The organism is Paeniglutamicibacter sp. MACA_103 (assembly GCF_045798555.1).
Taxonomy (GTDB): Bacteria; Actinomycetota; Actinomycetes; order Actinomycetales; family Micrococcaceae; genus Paeniglutamicibacter.
The window spans coordinates 1-15,173 of sequence record NZ_JBIXLN010000071.1 but is presented as its reverse complement, the minus strand read 5'-3'; the positions used below and the strand labels follow the sequence as shown (position 1 = coordinate 15,173).

At 67.2% G+C, this 15,173-nt stretch carries 18 protein-coding genes and 1 pseudogene; 10 read left to right on the top strand and 9 right to left on the bottom strand.

What is annotated here, in order from left to right:
* Positions 1–207: hypothetical protein (locus ACIPVK_RS20675; protein ID WP_407613868.1), on the bottom strand; the 207-nt coding region annotated here is incomplete at its 3' end.
* A gap of 325 nt (positions 208–532) precedes the next feature.
* Here ACIPVK_RS20675 and ACIPVK_RS20670 point away from each other — a divergent pair.
* Complete coding sequence (locus ACIPVK_RS20670; protein WP_407613867.1) at positions 533–1,513, top strand: heme o synthase; 981 nt, start codon at positions 533–535, stop codon at positions 1,511–1,513.
* 255 nt (positions 1,514–1,768) lie between these two features.
* On the opposite strand, the gene ACIPVK_RS20665 is transcribed toward ACIPVK_RS20670, so the two are convergent.
* From ACIPVK_RS20665 to ACIPVK_RS20655, 3 genes are read right to left on the bottom strand one after another with little or no spacing between them, the layout of a single operon-like run.
* On the bottom strand, positions 1,769–2,701 hold the full coding sequence (locus ACIPVK_RS20665; protein ID WP_407613866.1) for a COX15/CtaA family protein: 933 nt from the start codon (positions 2,699–2,701) through the stop codon (positions 1,769–1,771).
* A 19-nt stretch (positions 2,702–2,720) separates the two neighbouring features.
* The gene (locus ACIPVK_RS20660) at positions 2,721–3,494 is read right to left on the bottom strand and encodes an ABC transporter permease (RefSeq protein WP_407613865.1); all 774 of its coding nucleotides are present in this window, start codon (positions 3,492–3,494) and stop codon (positions 2,721–2,723) included.
* Positions 3,484–4,440 (bottom strand): ABC transporter ATP-binding protein, encoded by a 957-nt coding sequence (locus ACIPVK_RS20655; RefSeq protein ID WP_407613864.1) that lies wholly within the window; start codon positions 4,438–4,440, stop codon positions 3,484–3,486. Before ACIPVK_RS20655 ends, ACIPVK_RS20660 begins: the two co-directional genes overlap by 11 nt.
* Before the next feature lie 149 nt (positions 4,441–4,589).
* Between ACIPVK_RS20655 and ACIPVK_RS20650 the strand changes: the two genes are divergently transcribed.
* The 5 genes from ACIPVK_RS20650 (at position 4,590) to ACIPVK_RS20630 (ending at position 9,307) form a co-directional block, all read left to right on the top strand.
* Positions 4,590–5,378: a helix-turn-helix transcriptional regulator gene (locus ACIPVK_RS20650; protein WP_407613863.1), complete on the top strand. Its 789-nt coding sequence runs from the start codon at positions 4,590–4,592 to the stop codon at positions 5,376–5,378.
* Positions 5,375–6,835, top strand: a complete 1,461-nt coding sequence (gene sufB, locus ACIPVK_RS20645) for a Fe-S cluster assembly protein SufB (protein ID WP_407613862.1) — start codon at positions 5,375–5,377, stop codon at positions 6,833–6,835. The genes ACIPVK_RS20650 and sufB overlap by 4 nt, the downstream gene beginning before the upstream one ends.
* A 2-nt stretch (positions 6,836–6,837) precedes the next feature.
* Complete coding sequence (gene sufD / locus ACIPVK_RS20640; RefSeq protein WP_407613861.1) at positions 6,838–8,124, top strand: Fe-S cluster assembly protein SufD; 1,287 nt, start codon at positions 6,838–6,840, stop codon at positions 8,122–8,124.
* A 77-nt stretch (positions 8,125–8,201) separates the two neighbouring features.
* On the top strand, positions 8,202–8,960 hold the full coding sequence (gene sufC / locus ACIPVK_RS20635; protein WP_407613860.1) for a Fe-S cluster assembly ATPase SufC: 759 nt from the start codon (positions 8,202–8,204) through the stop codon (positions 8,958–8,960).
* A 2-nt stretch (positions 8,961–8,962) separates the two neighbouring features.
* Positions 8,963–9,307 (top strand): metal-sulfur cluster assembly factor, encoded by a 345-nt coding sequence (locus ACIPVK_RS20630; protein WP_264269119.1) that lies wholly within the window; start codon positions 8,963–8,965, stop codon positions 9,305–9,307.
* A gap of 70 nt (positions 9,308–9,377) precedes the next feature.
* On the opposite strand, the gene ACIPVK_RS20625 is transcribed toward ACIPVK_RS20630, so the two are convergent.
* Both ACIPVK_RS20625 and ACIPVK_RS20620 read right to left on the bottom strand, forming a co-directional pair.
* Positions 9,378–10,292, bottom strand: a complete 915-nt coding sequence (locus ACIPVK_RS20625) for a neutral zinc metallopeptidase (RefSeq protein ID WP_407613859.1) — start codon at positions 10,290–10,292, stop codon at positions 9,378–9,380.
* A 94-nt stretch (positions 10,293–10,386) separates the two neighbouring features.
* Positions 10,387–10,770, bottom strand: coding sequence for a hypothetical protein (locus tag ACIPVK_RS20620; RefSeq protein ID WP_407613858.1), 384 nt, complete (start codon positions 10,768–10,770; stop codon positions 10,387–10,389).
* 320 nt (positions 10,771–11,090) lie between these two features.
* On the opposite strand from ACIPVK_RS20620, the gene ACIPVK_RS20615 reads away from it, so the two are divergent.
* Positions 11,091–11,543 (top strand): nuclear transport factor 2 family protein, encoded by a 453-nt coding sequence (locus ACIPVK_RS20615; protein ID WP_407613857.1) that lies wholly within the window; start codon positions 11,091–11,093, stop codon positions 11,541–11,543.
* A gap of 175 nt (positions 11,544–11,718) precedes the next feature.
* Here ACIPVK_RS20615 and ACIPVK_RS20610 read toward each other — a convergent pair whose 3' ends face one another.
* From ACIPVK_RS20610 to ACIPVK_RS20600, 3 genes are read right to left on the bottom strand one after another with little or no spacing between them, the layout of a single operon-like run.
* The gene (locus ACIPVK_RS20610) at positions 11,719–12,345 is read right to left on the bottom strand and encodes an energy-coupling factor transporter transmembrane component T family protein (RefSeq protein ID WP_407613856.1); all 627 of its coding nucleotides are present in this window, start codon (positions 12,343–12,345) and stop codon (positions 11,719–11,721) included.
* Complete coding sequence (locus ACIPVK_RS20605; RefSeq protein ID WP_407613855.1) at positions 12,342–13,055, bottom strand: energy-coupling factor ABC transporter ATP-binding protein; 714 nt, start codon at positions 13,053–13,055, stop codon at positions 12,342–12,344. The genes ACIPVK_RS20610 and ACIPVK_RS20605 overlap by 4 nt, the downstream gene beginning before the upstream one ends.
* A gap of 57 nt (positions 13,056–13,112) precedes the next feature.
* On the bottom strand, positions 13,113–13,724 hold the full coding sequence (locus ACIPVK_RS20600) for a biotin transporter BioY (protein ID WP_407613854.1): 612 nt from the start codon (positions 13,722–13,724) through the stop codon (positions 13,113–13,115).
* A 209-nt stretch (positions 13,725–13,933) separates the two neighbouring features.
* Between ACIPVK_RS20600 and soxR the strand changes: the two genes are divergently transcribed.
* The 3 genes and pseudogenes from soxR to ACIPVK_RS20585 form a co-directional block, all read left to right on the top strand.
* Positions 13,934–14,413 carry a redox-sensitive transcriptional activator SoxR gene (gene soxR / locus ACIPVK_RS20595; protein ID WP_407613853.1) on the top strand — a complete coding sequence of 160 codons (480 nt, stop codon included), beginning with the start codon at positions 13,934–13,936 and terminating at the stop codon, positions 14,411–14,413.
* A 76-nt stretch (positions 14,414–14,489) separates the two neighbouring features.
* On the top strand, positions 14,490–15,008 hold the full coding sequence (locus ACIPVK_RS20590) for a flavin reductase family protein (protein ID WP_407613852.1): 519 nt from the start codon (positions 14,490–14,492) through the stop codon (positions 15,006–15,008).
* Between the two features lie 57 nt (positions 15,009–15,065).
* Positions 15,066–15,173 (top strand): annotated as a pseudogene (locus ACIPVK_RS20585) (superoxide dismutase); the annotation flags it as partial.

Sequence of the window (15,173 nt, the reverse complement as noted above, 5' to 3'; positions counted from 1 at the left end):
GCGGCCGATCCAGGCCGGGTCGGACGGGTCGTGGCGCAGGTGCTGCTGGAAGATCAGGTACGCGGCCGGGGCCAGCGAGATCGCCGTGCCGGGGTGTCCGTTTCCTACCTTCTCGACCGCATCCGCGGCGAGCACGCGGGCGGTGTCGACGGCTCGCTGGTCAAGATCGGTCCAAGCGAATTCGCTGTTGTCTGCTAGTGGCGCCACGTTGTGGGTCCTCCCTGTACGGTGTGCATTTCAAAGTCTGTTGGTTGCGCCGGCGTCCTGCCCTGTAAGCACAACGCCGCCGTCCGTCCGGTGGTTGACAGGACAGTTTCGGCGGCGGCGCAACGCTTCCAGCTTAGCGCCATTGGGCCCGAAAATGCCCGTTTGAGACCGCTTGTTGAGGCATGGCGAAAACTATTGGGGTCCGACCGAGCGGCCGGGCGCGCCCGCGTGTCGTCCGCACCCGAGGATCGCGACCCATTTCTACGCGCTGTAAAAGGGTATGCTAGAGGGTGATTGTCCTTATTACCCCCGTAGAACTGAGTAGATGTCTGTGAAGACCGTGTCCGTTGACTCCGCAACGAGGGCCCGTGCAGCTCGTCAGCCGAATGAATCGGTTGGCGACTTCGTTTCGCGAAAGGCCAAAGCCTATGTGGCCCTGACGAAGCCGCGCGTCATCGAGCTCCTGCTCGTGACCACGTTGCCGACCATGATGTTCGCCGAGCGCGGTTTCCCTTCGATTTCCCTCGTGATTGCCACGTTGCTGGGCGGTGCCATGGCGGCAGGGGCCTCGGGCTCCTTCAACTGCTACATCGACCGCGACATGGACAAGGTCATGAAGCGCACCAAGGGGCGCCCGCTGGTCACCGGCGAGGTCACCCCGCGCGAGGCGCTGGTCTTCTCCTATCTCCTGGCCTTCGCCTCGCTGGCCGTGCTCTGGTTCGGGACCAACCCGCTGACCACCGCCCTCGGCCTGGCCGCGATCCTTTTCTACGTGGTGCTCTACACGCTGATCCTCAAGCGCCGCACCGCCCAGAACATCGTGTGGGGCGGGATCGCCGGCTGCATGCCGGTGCTGATTGCCTGGGCCGCCGTGACCAACAAGATTGAATGGCCCGCCATCATCTTGTTCCTCATCATCTTCCTGTGGACCCCGCCGCACTACTGGCCGCTGTCCATGAAGTACGCCGACGACTACAACGCCGCACGCGTGCCGATGCTCGGTGCGATTTCCAGCGCCCGTCGGGTCTCGGTGCAGGTTGTCCTGTACGCTTGGGCCACGCTGGCGTGCTCGCTGCTGCTGGTGCCGATGGGCTACGCCGGCATCGTCTACACCGTGCTTGCCGGCGTCTCGGGCCTGTGGTTCGTCTACGAGTGCCACGTGCTCTACCGCGAGGCGCAGCGCGACCACGAACCGGCGGACATGAACAAGAAGGCCATGAAGGTCTTCCACATCTCCATCACGTACCTGACGCTCGTCTTCGTGGCCCTGGCCATCGATCCGTTCGTGGGCGGCCCGCTCTTCTAGGAATGACGCCAATCCAGGCACCAACGCATTGACGGCGGCTCGCACGGGGAAACCCGGGCGGGCCGCCTTCTTGTTCCCGGCCGCGATCCCGGCCGGCCCGGCGCTGGGTCCCTTGGCCGGGTTCCACATCCGGTCGGCGCATCGCCTGGCAGGTCCCGCGACCCGGCCGGGAGGCCCTGCGAGAAGCCGACAGAACGCAAAACGCCCGCCTGCGCGATGCAGGCGGGCGTTTGTTGCCGGACGGGGTCGGTGCGTCTAGAAGGGGAACTTTGCGGTAGTCCGGTCCCAGACGTTCACCGCGGCAGCGGCCAGCAGCGAGGCGCCGAGCATGTGGGCCAGCACCAGGGCGATCGGCAGCCCGGTGAAGTGCTGGACGTAGCCGATGACACCCTGCAGCAGCACGACGCCGGCCAGCAGCAGCAGGGGCGTGCGCAGCTTCGCATCCGAGGCGTGGCGGAATGCCAGCACCAGGGCCACCACGGTGGCGATCACCAGCAGGTAGACCGGGACCACGTGGATGCGGGTGACGATGTACGGGTCGAACATGTGGCGCGGGGCGTCGGCGTCGCCGGCGTGCGGACCGGTGCCGGTGACGATGGTGCCCAGCACCAGGGCCAGCGCGGAGGTGGCGAAAACGGTCCAGGCCAGGAAGCGCTGCGTGGCGCCGGCGGGCGCGCCCAGCGAGGTCTCGCCGCGGCGCAGCGCCCCGGTGCGGTTGACCAGCAGCGTCGCGGCCATGACCAGGGCGGCCGAGACCAGGAAGTGCAGGGACACGACCCATGGGTTCAGGTTGGACCAGACGGTGATGCCGCCGATGAGCGCCTGGGCGGGGATCACGGCGAGCAGCGCGATCGACAGGCGGTAGATGGTCTTGTGTTCCGTGCGCATGCGCCAGATCGACACGATCATCGCCACCGCGATGGCCGCCAGGATGAAGGTGAGCAGGCGGTTGCCGAACTCGATGAGCCCGTGGATGCCCATTTCGGCAACCGGGGTCATGGACCCGGGCATGCAGTTGGGCCATTGCGAGCAGCCCAGCCCCGACTTGGTCAGGCGGACGGCGCCGCCGGTGACGATGATGCCGATCTGGGATGCGAGGGACGCAATGGCCAGGCGGTGCACCGTGTTGTTCACGGTGGCGGGCAACTTGTCCGTCCACCTGTTGGTGGCGGGGGAGGTCGTGCTCATGGTGTTGTGCTCCAGGATTCTAGTTCCACTTGAACCAGCGGGTGGCGGCGAAACCGGCAATGATTGTCCATGCCAGCAGGATGAGGATTCCGGAAACCGAGCCGGTTCCGGCGATCAGGGCCGCCCTCAGGGAATCGCCCAGGGCGGCGGAGGGAAGCAGGTCGACGATCGGCTGCAGGTATGCAGGTGCCCGGGTGCTGGGGAACAGGATGCCCCCGACCGCGGCCAGTAGGACCCAGGCCAGGTTGGTGATGGCCAGGGTGGCCTCGGGGCGCACGGTGCCGGCGACCAGCAGGCCGAGGGCCGTGAACGCCGCCGCGCCGAGAACCATCAGCGCAACGGCCCAGCCGATGCCCGCGGGCGCCGGCCGCCACCCCATCAGCAGGGCGGTGCCGCCGATGACCACGACCTGGAGGAACAAAACCACCAGCACGGCCATGACCTTGCCGTAGATCAGCCCGGCACGTCCCAGCGGGGTCGTCGAGAGGAAGCGCAGCACCCCGTAGCGGCGGTCGAATCCGGTGGCGATGCCCTGCCCGGTGAACGCGGTGGACACCACGCACAGCGCCAGCACGCCGGGGGCCGCGGCGTCGATGGGATTGGCGGCGACGTCCTTGAGCAGGTCGGTGAAGACCAGCCCGAAGAGGGCCATGAGCGGCAGGACCACGGCAACGACGAGTTGTTCGCCGTTGCTGATCATGCCCAGGGTCTCGTAGCGGCCCTGCAGCGCGATGCGCCGCAGCGTTCCCTGCGCGTTGGCGGCCACGGGCGCGGCCTGGGTACTAGTTGGCATTGTTTCCCTTGTCGGCAATCTCCAGGAACACGTCTTCAAGCGTGCGCGGTTGCATGGTCAGCGCGTGGGGCAGGATGCCCTCGCGGGTCCACCACGTGGTCAGTTCCGCCAGGTCCCCGGGGGAGCGGACCCCGTCAAGGCGGTAGTGCCCGGGGGAGCCCTCGGCGAGGCTGAGGTGCGCGGGCAACGGGGGCAGCATCATGGCCGCCGCGGCGGTGAAGGTCACTGCCTGCGCCGGGGCCTCGTGGGCGGCGTGGGCGGTGAGCTCCGAGACGGTTCCCTGGGCCACGTTGCGCCCCTCGTCGATGATGTAGACGTAGTCCGAAAGCTTCTGCGCGTCCTCCATGAGGTGCGTGGTCAGCACGATGCACATTCCGGCTTCGCGCAGTTCGCCGATCAGCTCGAAGACCACCTGGCGCGACTGCGGGTCCAAGCCGGCGCTTGGCTCGTCAAGGAAGACCACCTCCGGGTTCCCGGCCAGGGCGGAGGCCAGCGCCACGCGTTGCTTCTGCCCGCCGGAGAGCCGGCGGATGGAGGTGGTGGCGAACTCGTTGATGCCCAGGCGCTCGATGAGGGCGTCGATGTCCGCAGGGCGCCGGTAGAACGAGGCGACATGGCGCAGCAGCGGGATCGGGCGCAGCGAGGGCGGCAGCCCGCCGTCCTGCAGCATCACTCCCACGCGCGAGCGCAGTGCGGGGCTGGCGCCGTAGGGATCCTCGCCCAGCAGGCGGACCGTTCCGCCGTTGGGGCGCAGCAGGCCCTGTGCGCAGGCCAGGGTGGTGGACTTCCCGGCGCCGTTGGAACCCAGCAGGGTGGTGACGGTTCCGGGATCGGCGGTGAGGCTGATGCCGTACAGCACGCGCATCATGCGGCCGTCCAGGGCGGGGACGGGGCCGAAATCTTTGAGCAAGTCCTCGATCACGAGGCTTGGAGACACATTGGACACCCGGCTATTCTATGTCAGGTAGAAGATGTGGCGGCCGTGGTGTGGCGCCGGTCTCCCCGGCGGGCGATCCGGTGCCGCCGGGTTACGCCCGCGGCGAGGTAAGCAGTGCCTTACTAGACGGGCTGGCTGGATTAGCGCATGCTTGTGTTGTGTATTCATCGAATCAGACAGTGCCGGTCGGCGACGCCCTGGCGCACAACATTCCCGCGACAGGGGAAGCCGAAGAACGCACCCGCGACCGAGTCCTGTATTCCGTGTTGGAAGACGGCCCGGTCAGCGCCGCCGAACTGGGCGAGCGACTGGGCTTTACCCCTGCTGCCGTACGCCGCCACCTTGACGCGCTCTCCAAGCAGGGGCTCGTCGAGGTCAAGCTCGTGGCCAACCAGCGCACCGGCGCCGGCCGGCCCTCACGCCGCTACGTGCTCTCGCACCGCGGCCAAACCAAAATGGGCAACGACTACCTGGACATCGCCACCGATGCACTGGCCGAACTTGGCCGGGCCGCCGGACCGGCAGCCGTCGAGGCCTTCGCCGCCCGCCGCTTTGCCGCCATGGAACGGCGCTACCGTCCCGCGGTGGCCGACATCGAGGGCCTCGAGGAACGCGCCGAGGCGCTGAGCGAGGCGCTCAGCGCGGACGGCTTCGTTGCCTCGACCCGCAAGGTTGGCGCGGATTCGCCGACCGCAACCATGCTCAGCGTCCAGCTGTGCCAGGGGCACTGCCCCATCCAAGATTTGGCCCGGGAATTCCCCGTCTTTTGCGAGATGGAAACCCAGGCCTTTTCCCGTCTGCTGGGTGTCGATGTGCGAAGGCTCTCGACACTTGCCAGCGGCGGGCATGTGTGTACGACCCACGTCCCCGTGGGCCGGAACCAAACTCCTCAGCGAGCTGAGAAGAGAACTCGAATCAAGATCACGAAGCAGGAGAGGCCGCGATGACGGATCAGATTGCACAGGAGTCCCCCGACGCCGGCGTGATTACCGAGATCCTGGAGAAGAACCCAGAACTCCATGGAATCGGTAATTACGAGTACGGATGGAGCGACAAGAACGACGCGGGTGCCAATGCGCGCCGCGGCATCAGCGAGGACGTTGTCCGCAACATCTCGGAGCTCAAGTCCGAGCCCCAGTGGATGCTGGACATGCGCCTGAAGGGCCTGAAGTACTTCGATCGCAAGCCCATGCCTACCTGGGGCGCCGACCTCTCGGGCATCGACTTCGACAACATCAAGTACTTCGTGCGCTCCACGGAGAAGCAGGCCACCAGCTGGGAGGACCTGCCCGAGGACATCAAGAACACGTACGACAAGCTCGGCATCCCCGAGGCCGAAAAGCAGCGCCTGGTTTCCGGCGTCGCTGCCCAGTACGAGTCCGAGGTGGTCTACCACCAGCTGCGTGAAGACCTTGAGAAGCAGGGTGTCATCTTCCTTGACACCGACACCGCGCTGCGCGAGCACGAGGACATCTTCAAGGAGTACTTCGGCACGATCATCCCGGTGGGCGACAACAAGTTCGCCTCGCTGAACACCGCGACCTGGTCCGGCGGTTCCTTCGTGTACGTCCCCAAGGGCGTCCACGTGGAGATCCCGCTGCAGGCATACTTCCGCATCAACACGGAAAACATGGGCCAGTTCGAGCGCACCCTCATCATTGCCGACGAGGATTCCTACGTGCACTACATCGAGGGTTGCACCGCCCCGATCTACACCTCGGACTCGCTGCACTCGGCCGTCGTGGAAATCATCGTGAAGAAGGGCGCCCGCGTCCGCTACACCACGATCCAGAACTGGTCGAACAACGTGTACAACCTGGTGACCAAGCGCGCCGTCTGCGAAGAGGGCGCAACCATGGAGTGGGTCGATGGCAACATCGGTTCCAAGGTCACCATGAAGTACCCGGCCGTCTACCTGGTCGGCGAGCACGCCCGGGGCGAGACCCTGTCGATCGCCTTCGCCGGCGAGGGCCAGCACCAGGACACCGGTTCCAAGATGGTCCACATCGCACCGAACACCTCCTCGAAGATCGTTTCGAAGTCGGTGGCCCGCAACGGCGGCCGCGCCGCCTACCGCGGCCTGGTCCAGGTCCGCGAGGGCGCCAAGGGCGCACGCAACTCGGTCGAGTGCGACGCGCTGCTGGTCGACCAGATCTCGCGTTCGGACACCTACCCGTACATCGACGTCCGCGAGGACGACGTGACCATGGGCCACGAGGCCACCGTTTCACGCGTGTCCGAGGAGCAGCTCTTCTACCTGATGAGCCGCGGCATGACCGAAGAGGAAGCCATGGGCATGATCGTGCGCGGCTTCGTCGAGCCGATCGCCCGCGAGCTCCCGATGGAGTACGCCATGGAACTGAACCGCCTCATTGAACTGCAGATGGAAGGATCCGTCGGTTAATCATGACTGATACCGCAACTCACTCAACGGGCGAAAAGGCCCGTATCGGTGCACCCAGCATTTCCGGTTTCACCGAAGAGGGCGAGAACCTCTCGCCGTTGAACGAAGCAGAAGTAGCAGCCTCGCCGTTGGGCGGCGACGCAGCCAAGGCGCACAGCCACGGCGGCGGGGCCGGCGTCCCGGACTCCTCGCGCGCCGGTCGCAAGACCAGCTACAACGTCGAGGACTTCCCGGCGCTGACCGGACGTGAAGAGGACTTCCGCTTCACCCCGCTCAAGCGCATGGGAGGCCTGCACAAGAACGTGCTGGCCGGGGTTGCCCCCGAGCTGACCGTCGCCGGCGCCAAGGCCTCCACCCTGGAAACCGTTGCGATGACCGACGCCCGCGTCGGTTCCGCCGGCATCCCGGAGGACCGCATCTCGGCCAACGCCTGGAAGCACGCGGCCGAGGCCAAGGTGCTGACCATTCCCGCGAACTCCAGCGGCGAACAGGTCACGCTCACCTACACCGGCACCTCCACCGAGGCGGCCGCCAGCCACCTCGTGGTCGTCGCCGAGGCCAACTCCGAGTCCGTCGTGGTCATCGACCACGTCGGTTCCGCAGTGCTGGCGCAGAACATCGAAATCGATGTCCGCGAAGGCGCCAAGCTGACCGTGATCTCGCTGCAGGCCTGGGCCGACGACGCGATCCACGCTTCCTCGCACCTGGCCAAGGTCCGCAAGGACGGCCACCTGAAGCACATCGCCGTGACCTACGGCGGCGACTTGGTCCGTCTGACGCCTTCGGCGCACTTTGACGGCCAGGGCGGCGAGGTGGAGCTCTTCGGGCTGTACTTCGCGGATGCCGGACAGCACCTGGAACACCGCCTGTTCGTGGACCACGCCACCGAGAACTGCAAGTCCAACGTGTTGTACAAGGGCGCGCTGCAGGGCAAGGACGCACACACCGTGTGGGTCGGGGACGTGCTGATCCGCAAGGAAGCCAAGGGGACCAACTCCTACGAGGCCAACCGCAACCTGGTGCTCACCGAGGGCGCACGCGCCGACTCGGTGCCGAACCTGGAAATCGAGACCGGCCTGATCGACGGGGCCGGACACGCCTCGACGACCGGCCGTTTCGACGACGAGCACCTCTTCTACCTGATGAGCCGCGGCATCGACGAGAAGACCGCGCGCCGCCTGGTGGTGCGCGGCTTCCTGAACGAGATCGTGCAGCAGATCCGGGTTCCGGAGATCGAGGAACGCCTGGCCGAGACGATCGAGCGCGAGCTCGCCGCCACGGACAGCTAATCCAGGCTTTTCCCCCCACCAACACAAAAACTTCGTCGATCCACATCGACTTCACGGAAAGAGAACGGACTCAAGGCATGTCTACTCTGGAAATCAAGGACCTGCACGTCTCCATCGAGACCGAGCAGGGCAGCAAGGAAATCCTCAAGGGCGTTTCCCTCACCATCAAGACCGGTGAGACCCACGCCATCATGGGCCCCAACGGCTCGGGCAAGTCGACGCTGGCTTCGACCATCGCCGGGCACCCGCGCTACACCGTCACCTCCGGCTCGATCACCCTCGATGGTGCCGACGTCCTGGAGATGGGCGTCGACGAGCGCGCACGCGCCGGCCTGTTCCTGGCCATGCAGTACCCGGTCGAGGTCCCGGGCGTCTCGATGACGAACTTCCTGCGCACCGCCAAGACCGCCATCGACGGGGAAGCCCCGAAGCTGCGGACCTGGACCAAGGACGTCAAGAGCGCCATGGAAAAGCTGAAGATCGATGCCGAGTTCGCCTCGCGCAACGTCAACGAGGGCTTCTCCGGCGGCGAGAAGAAGCGCGTGGAGATCCTGCAGCTGGAGCTCTTCAAGCCGAAGTTCGCCATCCTGGACGAGACCGACTCGGGCCTGGACGTCGATGCGCTGAAGGTCGTCTCCGAGGGCGTCAACCGCGCCCAGGAAGAGAACGAGATGGGCACGCTGCTCATCACGCACTACACCCGCATCCTGCGCTACATCAAGCCCGACTTCGTGCACGTCTTCGTTGACGGCAAGATCGCCGAGCAGGGTGGCGCCGAGCTGGCCGACCGCCTCGAGGACGAGGGCTACGACCGCTTCCTGAACGTTCCGGCCTAGTCATGAGCGTATCGAACGAAACGACCAGCGGGTCGGCGGAAACCGAGCTTGAGGACGTCGAAGAGGCGCTCAAGGATGTCATCGACCCCGAGCTCGGCGTCAACATCGTCGACCTGGGCCTGCTCTACGGGCTGAAGTACGCCGAGGACGGCGCACTGCTCATCGACATGACCCTGACCACCGCGGCCTGCCCGTTGACCGATGTCATCGAGGAGCAGGTCAGCCAGGCACTGGAGTCGGTCGTTGATTCGTACCGGCTGAACTGGGTCTGGATGCCGCCGTGGGGTCCGGAGCGGATCACCGACGACGGCCGCGACCAGATGCGGGCCCTGGGCTTCAACATCTAGTCTGCGACAGCGAAAAAGCGAGGTGCGTTTCCCCCTGGGGGAGACGCACCTCGCTTTTCGCATGGCGGGCTCAGGTGCCCGGCTTGTCCAGGTTGCGTGACGAGAGCGTGTCGCACTGGTTGATGTCCCCGGTCGAATAACCCTGCAGGAACCAGGCCTGGCGCTGCGCAGAGGAGCCGTGGGTCCAGCCCTCGGGATTCACCCGCCCGGTGGCCGCCTCCTGGATCCTGTCGTCGCCCACCGCGGAGGCCGCTGAAAGCGCCGACTTCAGGTCGGCCTTGGTGAACGGTTCCATGAAGGTGGTCCCGTTGGCGTCCTTGGTGTTTGCCGCGTGTGCGGCCCACATCCCGGCGAAGCAATCGGCCTGCAGCTCCACGCGGACCGCGCCGGAGGTCGCCCCGGTCCCGCCCTGCTGGGAGGCGGCCAGGGTGCCGATGGTGTTCTGGATGTGGTGGCCGTACTCGTGCGCCACCACGTATTCCTCGGCCAGCGGCCCGCCGTCGGCGCCGTAGTTGGTGCTCAGGTCGGCGAAGAATCCGGTGTCGAAGTAGGCAACCTGGTCCGCGGGGCAGTAGAACGGGCCCACCGCGCTGGTCGCGGTCCCGCACTCCGTGCTGACCTGCCCGTCGAAGACCTCGACCCCGGGCCGTTGGACCTGCACGTCGTATTGCGGCAGGTAGTCGAGCCAGAAGCTGTCCAGGGACTGCGTGGTGGCCAGGATCCGGCAGTCGGTGCGGGCGTTGGCGTCGGCCCCGGTCTGGCATTCGGCGATGGCCGACGGGCCGGTCTCGCCCGGGCCCTGCTCGATGCCCGGATCCCCGCCGAGCCCCAGCTGCGTGAGCATGTCGGGGTTGATGCCCAGCAACGCGGCAATCAGCACCACGATGATGCCGCCGCCGCCGGCGGCGATCTTGCCCCCGCGGCCGCGGCCGCGCGAGTCCTTGATGCGGCCGGAATCCAGTCGTGCGTCGTCGTTGAAACTCATGGTTCATACAATACGTGCGCACACGGGTTTTTGGTGGCGTGTCGCGCGCCGTCTCCTCGGTTTCGCCGTGACCTGCCCGTATTGCGCGGGCGGGTCAGGAAATGGGAGAAGCCGGGCGCACGAGTGCGCCGGCCATGGATTCGGCCACGTAGTGGGCAAAGCGCTCGGTGTCCCAGCCGCGCTGAACCACCAGGAGCTCGTAGATTTCCGGCGAGCTGTGCAACCACATGACGTCGACGGCCTCGTCGAAGCCCACATCGCCCCGAAGGTACCCGCGCTCCTGCAGGAATCGCGCGTTGTGCTGTATCCGCTCCAGACGCTGGCGGTCGGACTGCGCTTGGAGCTCGGCGATGTTCGCGTCGCTGGCCGCCGCGGAGCGCACCAGCAGCAGGATCGGGGTCAGCGTTGCCGCGACCTCGGTTGTGAGTCGTCCCGACACGACCAGGAGCGACTGAGCGTCGGCGGCGTGCTGCGGCATCTCATCCGAGCGGTCGAAGGGGTGCCTCGGGGCCGCTGCCGCGCAACCCGCGTTCGTAAATTGCCCGGCCCCGCCCAGGTTTGTCGCCGAACGATTTGTAGATGGTCTCGACCGAAACCTGCGCGCCGGCGGCGATCGGGGTCGCGGGGTAGCCTGGGCCAGGAGCAGCTTCTCGGCAGCAACAAGGATCGCCTCCCGGGTTTTCAGTGGAGCCACGCGCCGGCCCCGGGAATCGTAGCCTCGCAGGGTCTTGACTGTGCGCATGATTGCTTCCATGCTTCGTATTGGCTTACACCATGCTGTATCAAATGGGAGTTGTCATGGAGAATCCTGCGACCCTGGACCTGGCGGCGTTGCTGTCCCGCCTGGAAGACGCTGTCAACGCCCACGATCTTGACGCCCTCGTAGCCTGCTTCGCCCCCGGCTACCGAAACGAGACACCCGCCCACCCCGCCCGCGGCTTCACCGGAGCCGCGCAGGTCCGACGCAATTGGGGCCGGATGTTCGCCGGGATCCCGGACCTCAGCGCGCAGGTTCTCCGCCGTGCCATCGACGGTGAGACGGCCTGGACCGAGTGGGAGCTGCGCGGCACCAGGGTCGACGGTGCGCGGCAGCTGATGCGCGGCGTCATGATCTTCACCGTCGGCGACGGGCTCCTGGCCGGAGTGCGCCTCTATCTGGAACCGGTGGATGAAACCGGTGGCGACGTCGATGCTGCCGTCGAAATAGTTGCGGGTGCCGCAGCGGCTGCGCCGAAAAAGGATTTGTCATGATTCTCGCCGGCGGGGCCACCGGCTGACTCGGCGGACTCATGCCGCGGCGGCTTTTGCTTCGCGGCGAAAAGGTGCTGGTGCTGGTGCGCTACCTGGCCACGCCCGCGGCCTCGAACGGATGCGAACTGCCTGATCCCAAGGGTGGGCAAGGAGCGCGAGGTGGACGGGGCGGCGGCTAGTTGCGCTCCATGATGCCGCGGGCGGCCAGCGCGTCCGCGGTGCGTTGGGCGTAGGCCACGGTGTTGATGACCACCGGTGCGGCCAGGGGCGCCGGGTTGCGGCCGATGCCGCGGGCCTTGGCTGCGTCGGAGAGCTCCTGCACCGAGGTAGCGATCGCCGGGATGCTGCGCAGCATCAGGGCCACGGCCAGAGCGATGGTGGCGGGGCTTCCGCCGACCAGGCGGACCGGGGCAGCAGCGCGCTCCAATCCGTCCAGCAGGGCCGCCTGCGTGGTGGTCAGCAGCACCAGGCGCCCGCACTGGATGACCGCGAGCATGCCGCTAAGCAGGGTGAGGGCGAAGAGCGGGGTGTTGAGGATCGACTGGTAGATGCCCAGGATCGCGAAGATCCACCAGAGCTGGCGCAGCGGCGCGGCCCAGGCGCGCAGCACCCGGGGACCGGCCAGGGCAAAGAGCCCGACGCCCGCAAGCAGCGCGCCGAGCCCGACGGCGGGGATGCGAAAGGCGAGCACCGCGGCCCCCACCGCCAGCACCACCAGGTACTTGGCCAGCAGCGGGGCCCGGTGCACGGGGCTGGATCCGGGCAGGTAGTGCCCCAGCAGCATCTGGTGCGAGGCGCTCACGGGGCCAGGCTCCCGGTGCGCACCAGCCGGCGGTATTCGGCCACCGCCTCCGGCGCGTCGCCGTCGAAGACCACCCGGCCGCCGGCGACCAGCAGCGCGCGGTCGGCCGCCGCGGCGAAGTCCAGGTCGTGGGTCGCGTAGATGACCTGCTGGCGCAGGCCGCCCAGGGTGGCCTGCAGCAGTTCGTTGTTGGCCAAATCCAGCAGAGTGGTCGGCTCGTCGGCCACCAGGATGTCCTGGCCCGCCGCAAGGACGCTGCACAGCGCGACCAGCTGCCGCTCGCCGCCGGAGAGGTCGTAGATGCTGCGCTGCGCCAGGTGTTCCAGGCCCAGCGCGGCCAGCGCGTCCAAGGCGGCTGCGCTGCGGGCCCTCCGGTCCCGGTGGCCGGCCTTGAGCGAGAGCTCGACGTCCTCGGCGACGATGGGCATCACCAGCTGCGAGAGCGGATCGGTGAAGAGGAAGCCCACGCGTTGCCGCACGGCCTTGGCCTGCCGGACGGTGTCAAAGCCATGCACGGTGACGGTTCCGGTCGAGGGCGAGACCAGCCCGTTGAGCATGCGCAGCAGCGTGGACTTGCCCGACCCGTTGGCACCGATCACGGCGATGCGCGGCTCGGTGAGCTCGAGGGTGCACGGGGCCAGGATGGTGCGCGGCGCCTGTGCCGGGTCGTCGGCCGGCACCGAGAGTCCTGCGTTGTTGAAACGGATCACGCTTAACGGTATTCCCTGCTGCTGGTGTGGATCGAATCGTGCCGCTCTCGGCGGAACCTAGGCCTGGAAGCGGCGGCGGGCGAAGGCCGGGAAGGCCTTGAAGACGCTGACGGCGATGGCGGCGGCCAGCAGGTTCTTCACCACGTCGCCCGGCCAGTAGGCCATGTCGAGGATGAAGGCCTTGCCCAGCGGGATCTGCGCGTTCAGGCTCATGCCCAGGATGCCCAGCGGGTGGATCACCAGGATCGAGCCGCCCATGGCCGCCAGGAACAGCCAGATGAAGCGGCGGCGGGCCACCTTGCGCAGCACCAGGGTGGCCAGCGCCCCGGTCACCAGTGCGGCAACCGGGAAGGCGAGGAGATAGCCGGCGCTGGGTGCCGCGAGCGCGCCGAGACCGCCGGAGAACTTGGCAAAGATCGGCACGCCGGCCAGGCCCACCAGCACGTACAGCGCCGTGGCCGAGCCGCCGCGCAGCGAACCCAGGATCAGTGCCGTGAGCGCCACGCCCATGGTCTGCAGGGTGATCGGAACGCCCAGGGCGCCCACCGGCACTGCCGGGACCAGTGTCAGCACGGCGATGAGGGCGGCGAAGACCGACACGAGTGCGAGGTCGCGGGCGCCGATCCGGGCGGGGGATTGTGCGTCGAGGTGCTGGCTGGGCGTGGTCATGGCGGAATCCTCGGCGTTCGTGGGCTGGGTGCGGGTTATGGTGTGGCTGCGCCGCGAGGGCGCCACGAAGAACAATACTTGAACACCGTTCAAATGTCGTGGCCGCCGTTCAATGGATTCGTCACAAAAGCCGGTGGCGGACGGGTGGGGCGGGCGCGCGGCGGGAGCCGCCTTGGGCACGATCCTGCGCGACAAGGGAGAATGGAGCCATGGATACCGGTGATGGAACCTCGCAGGACCTCTCCGTGGGGCAGCTGGCCGACAGGTCGGGCGTTGCGGTCTCGGCGCTGCACTACTACGAGCGCGAGGGGTTGATTTCCTCCTGGCGCACCAGCGGCAACCAGCGGCGCTTCGACCGCAGCGTGCTGCGCCGCGTGGCGGTGATCAGGGCTGCCCAGCGGGCAGGCATCCCGCTGCGCTCGATCGCCGAGCTCTTTGCCGGGCTGCCCGCCGACGGCACGCCGCGCAAGGAGGATTGGCAGGCCGTCTCGGCGGCATGGAGGGATGACTTGCAGGAGCGGATCCACCAGCTGCAGTCGCTGCGCGATGGGCTGGGTGGCTGCATCGGCTGCGGCTGCCTGTCGCTGGCCGAATGCGGATTCGTCAATCCCAACGACCGGCTCGCCGACGGCCGGGGCGGCGCCAGCCTGTTCCGCGAGGAAACGCAATTTGACCTCAACCAAGGTTGAGGTTCTAGCGTGGGGGAGTAACAGGGCAACCCGCCACACCCGGCGGCCCCCCTGAAGAGAGGAACCTCGACCCGCCGTGCAAACCCATTTTCCGGCCGCCACGATCGCGGATCAATTTCGCCTCGCCTTCGGCAACCATCCCGCGGGCGTTGCCGTGGTGACGGCAGCCGGATCATGCGGACCGGTCGGAATCACCGCCTCGTCACTGATCTCGGTTTCGGCGGATCCCGCATACCTGGCGTTCAACATCGCCCGGCGCTCGGGCGCCGCCAAGGCGATCCTGGACGCCGAGCACGTCCTCGTCCACCTCTTGACGGCGCGGAACGCCGACGTGGCGGCCTTGTTCGCCGGCCCCGGCGAGGACCGCTTCGCGAAGCTGGCAGGCTGGGAGAAGCTGCCCACCGGGGAGCCGTTGATCCACGGCGTGGGAGTGGCGATGCGCTGCTCCATCGAGTCGCGCGTTGCGGCCGGGCCGGCCACCGTCGTTGTCGCCTCGGTGCTTGAAGTCATTTCCGGCCAATCCACCGCCGCCCCGCTGGTGTACCACCGGCGCGGCTACCACAGCATCGGTGAGCATACGCGGCTCACCGCTTGAGGGCCTCCGGGAAATCCCGGGCCCGGACGTCCACGAAACACGAGTTGAGGAGTCATTTTGGCTATTTATACCTTGCCCGAGCTGCAGTACGATTACGCGGCCCTGGAGCCGAGCATTTCGGCGCGGATCATGGAGCTGCACCATTCCAAGCACCACGCTGCCTAT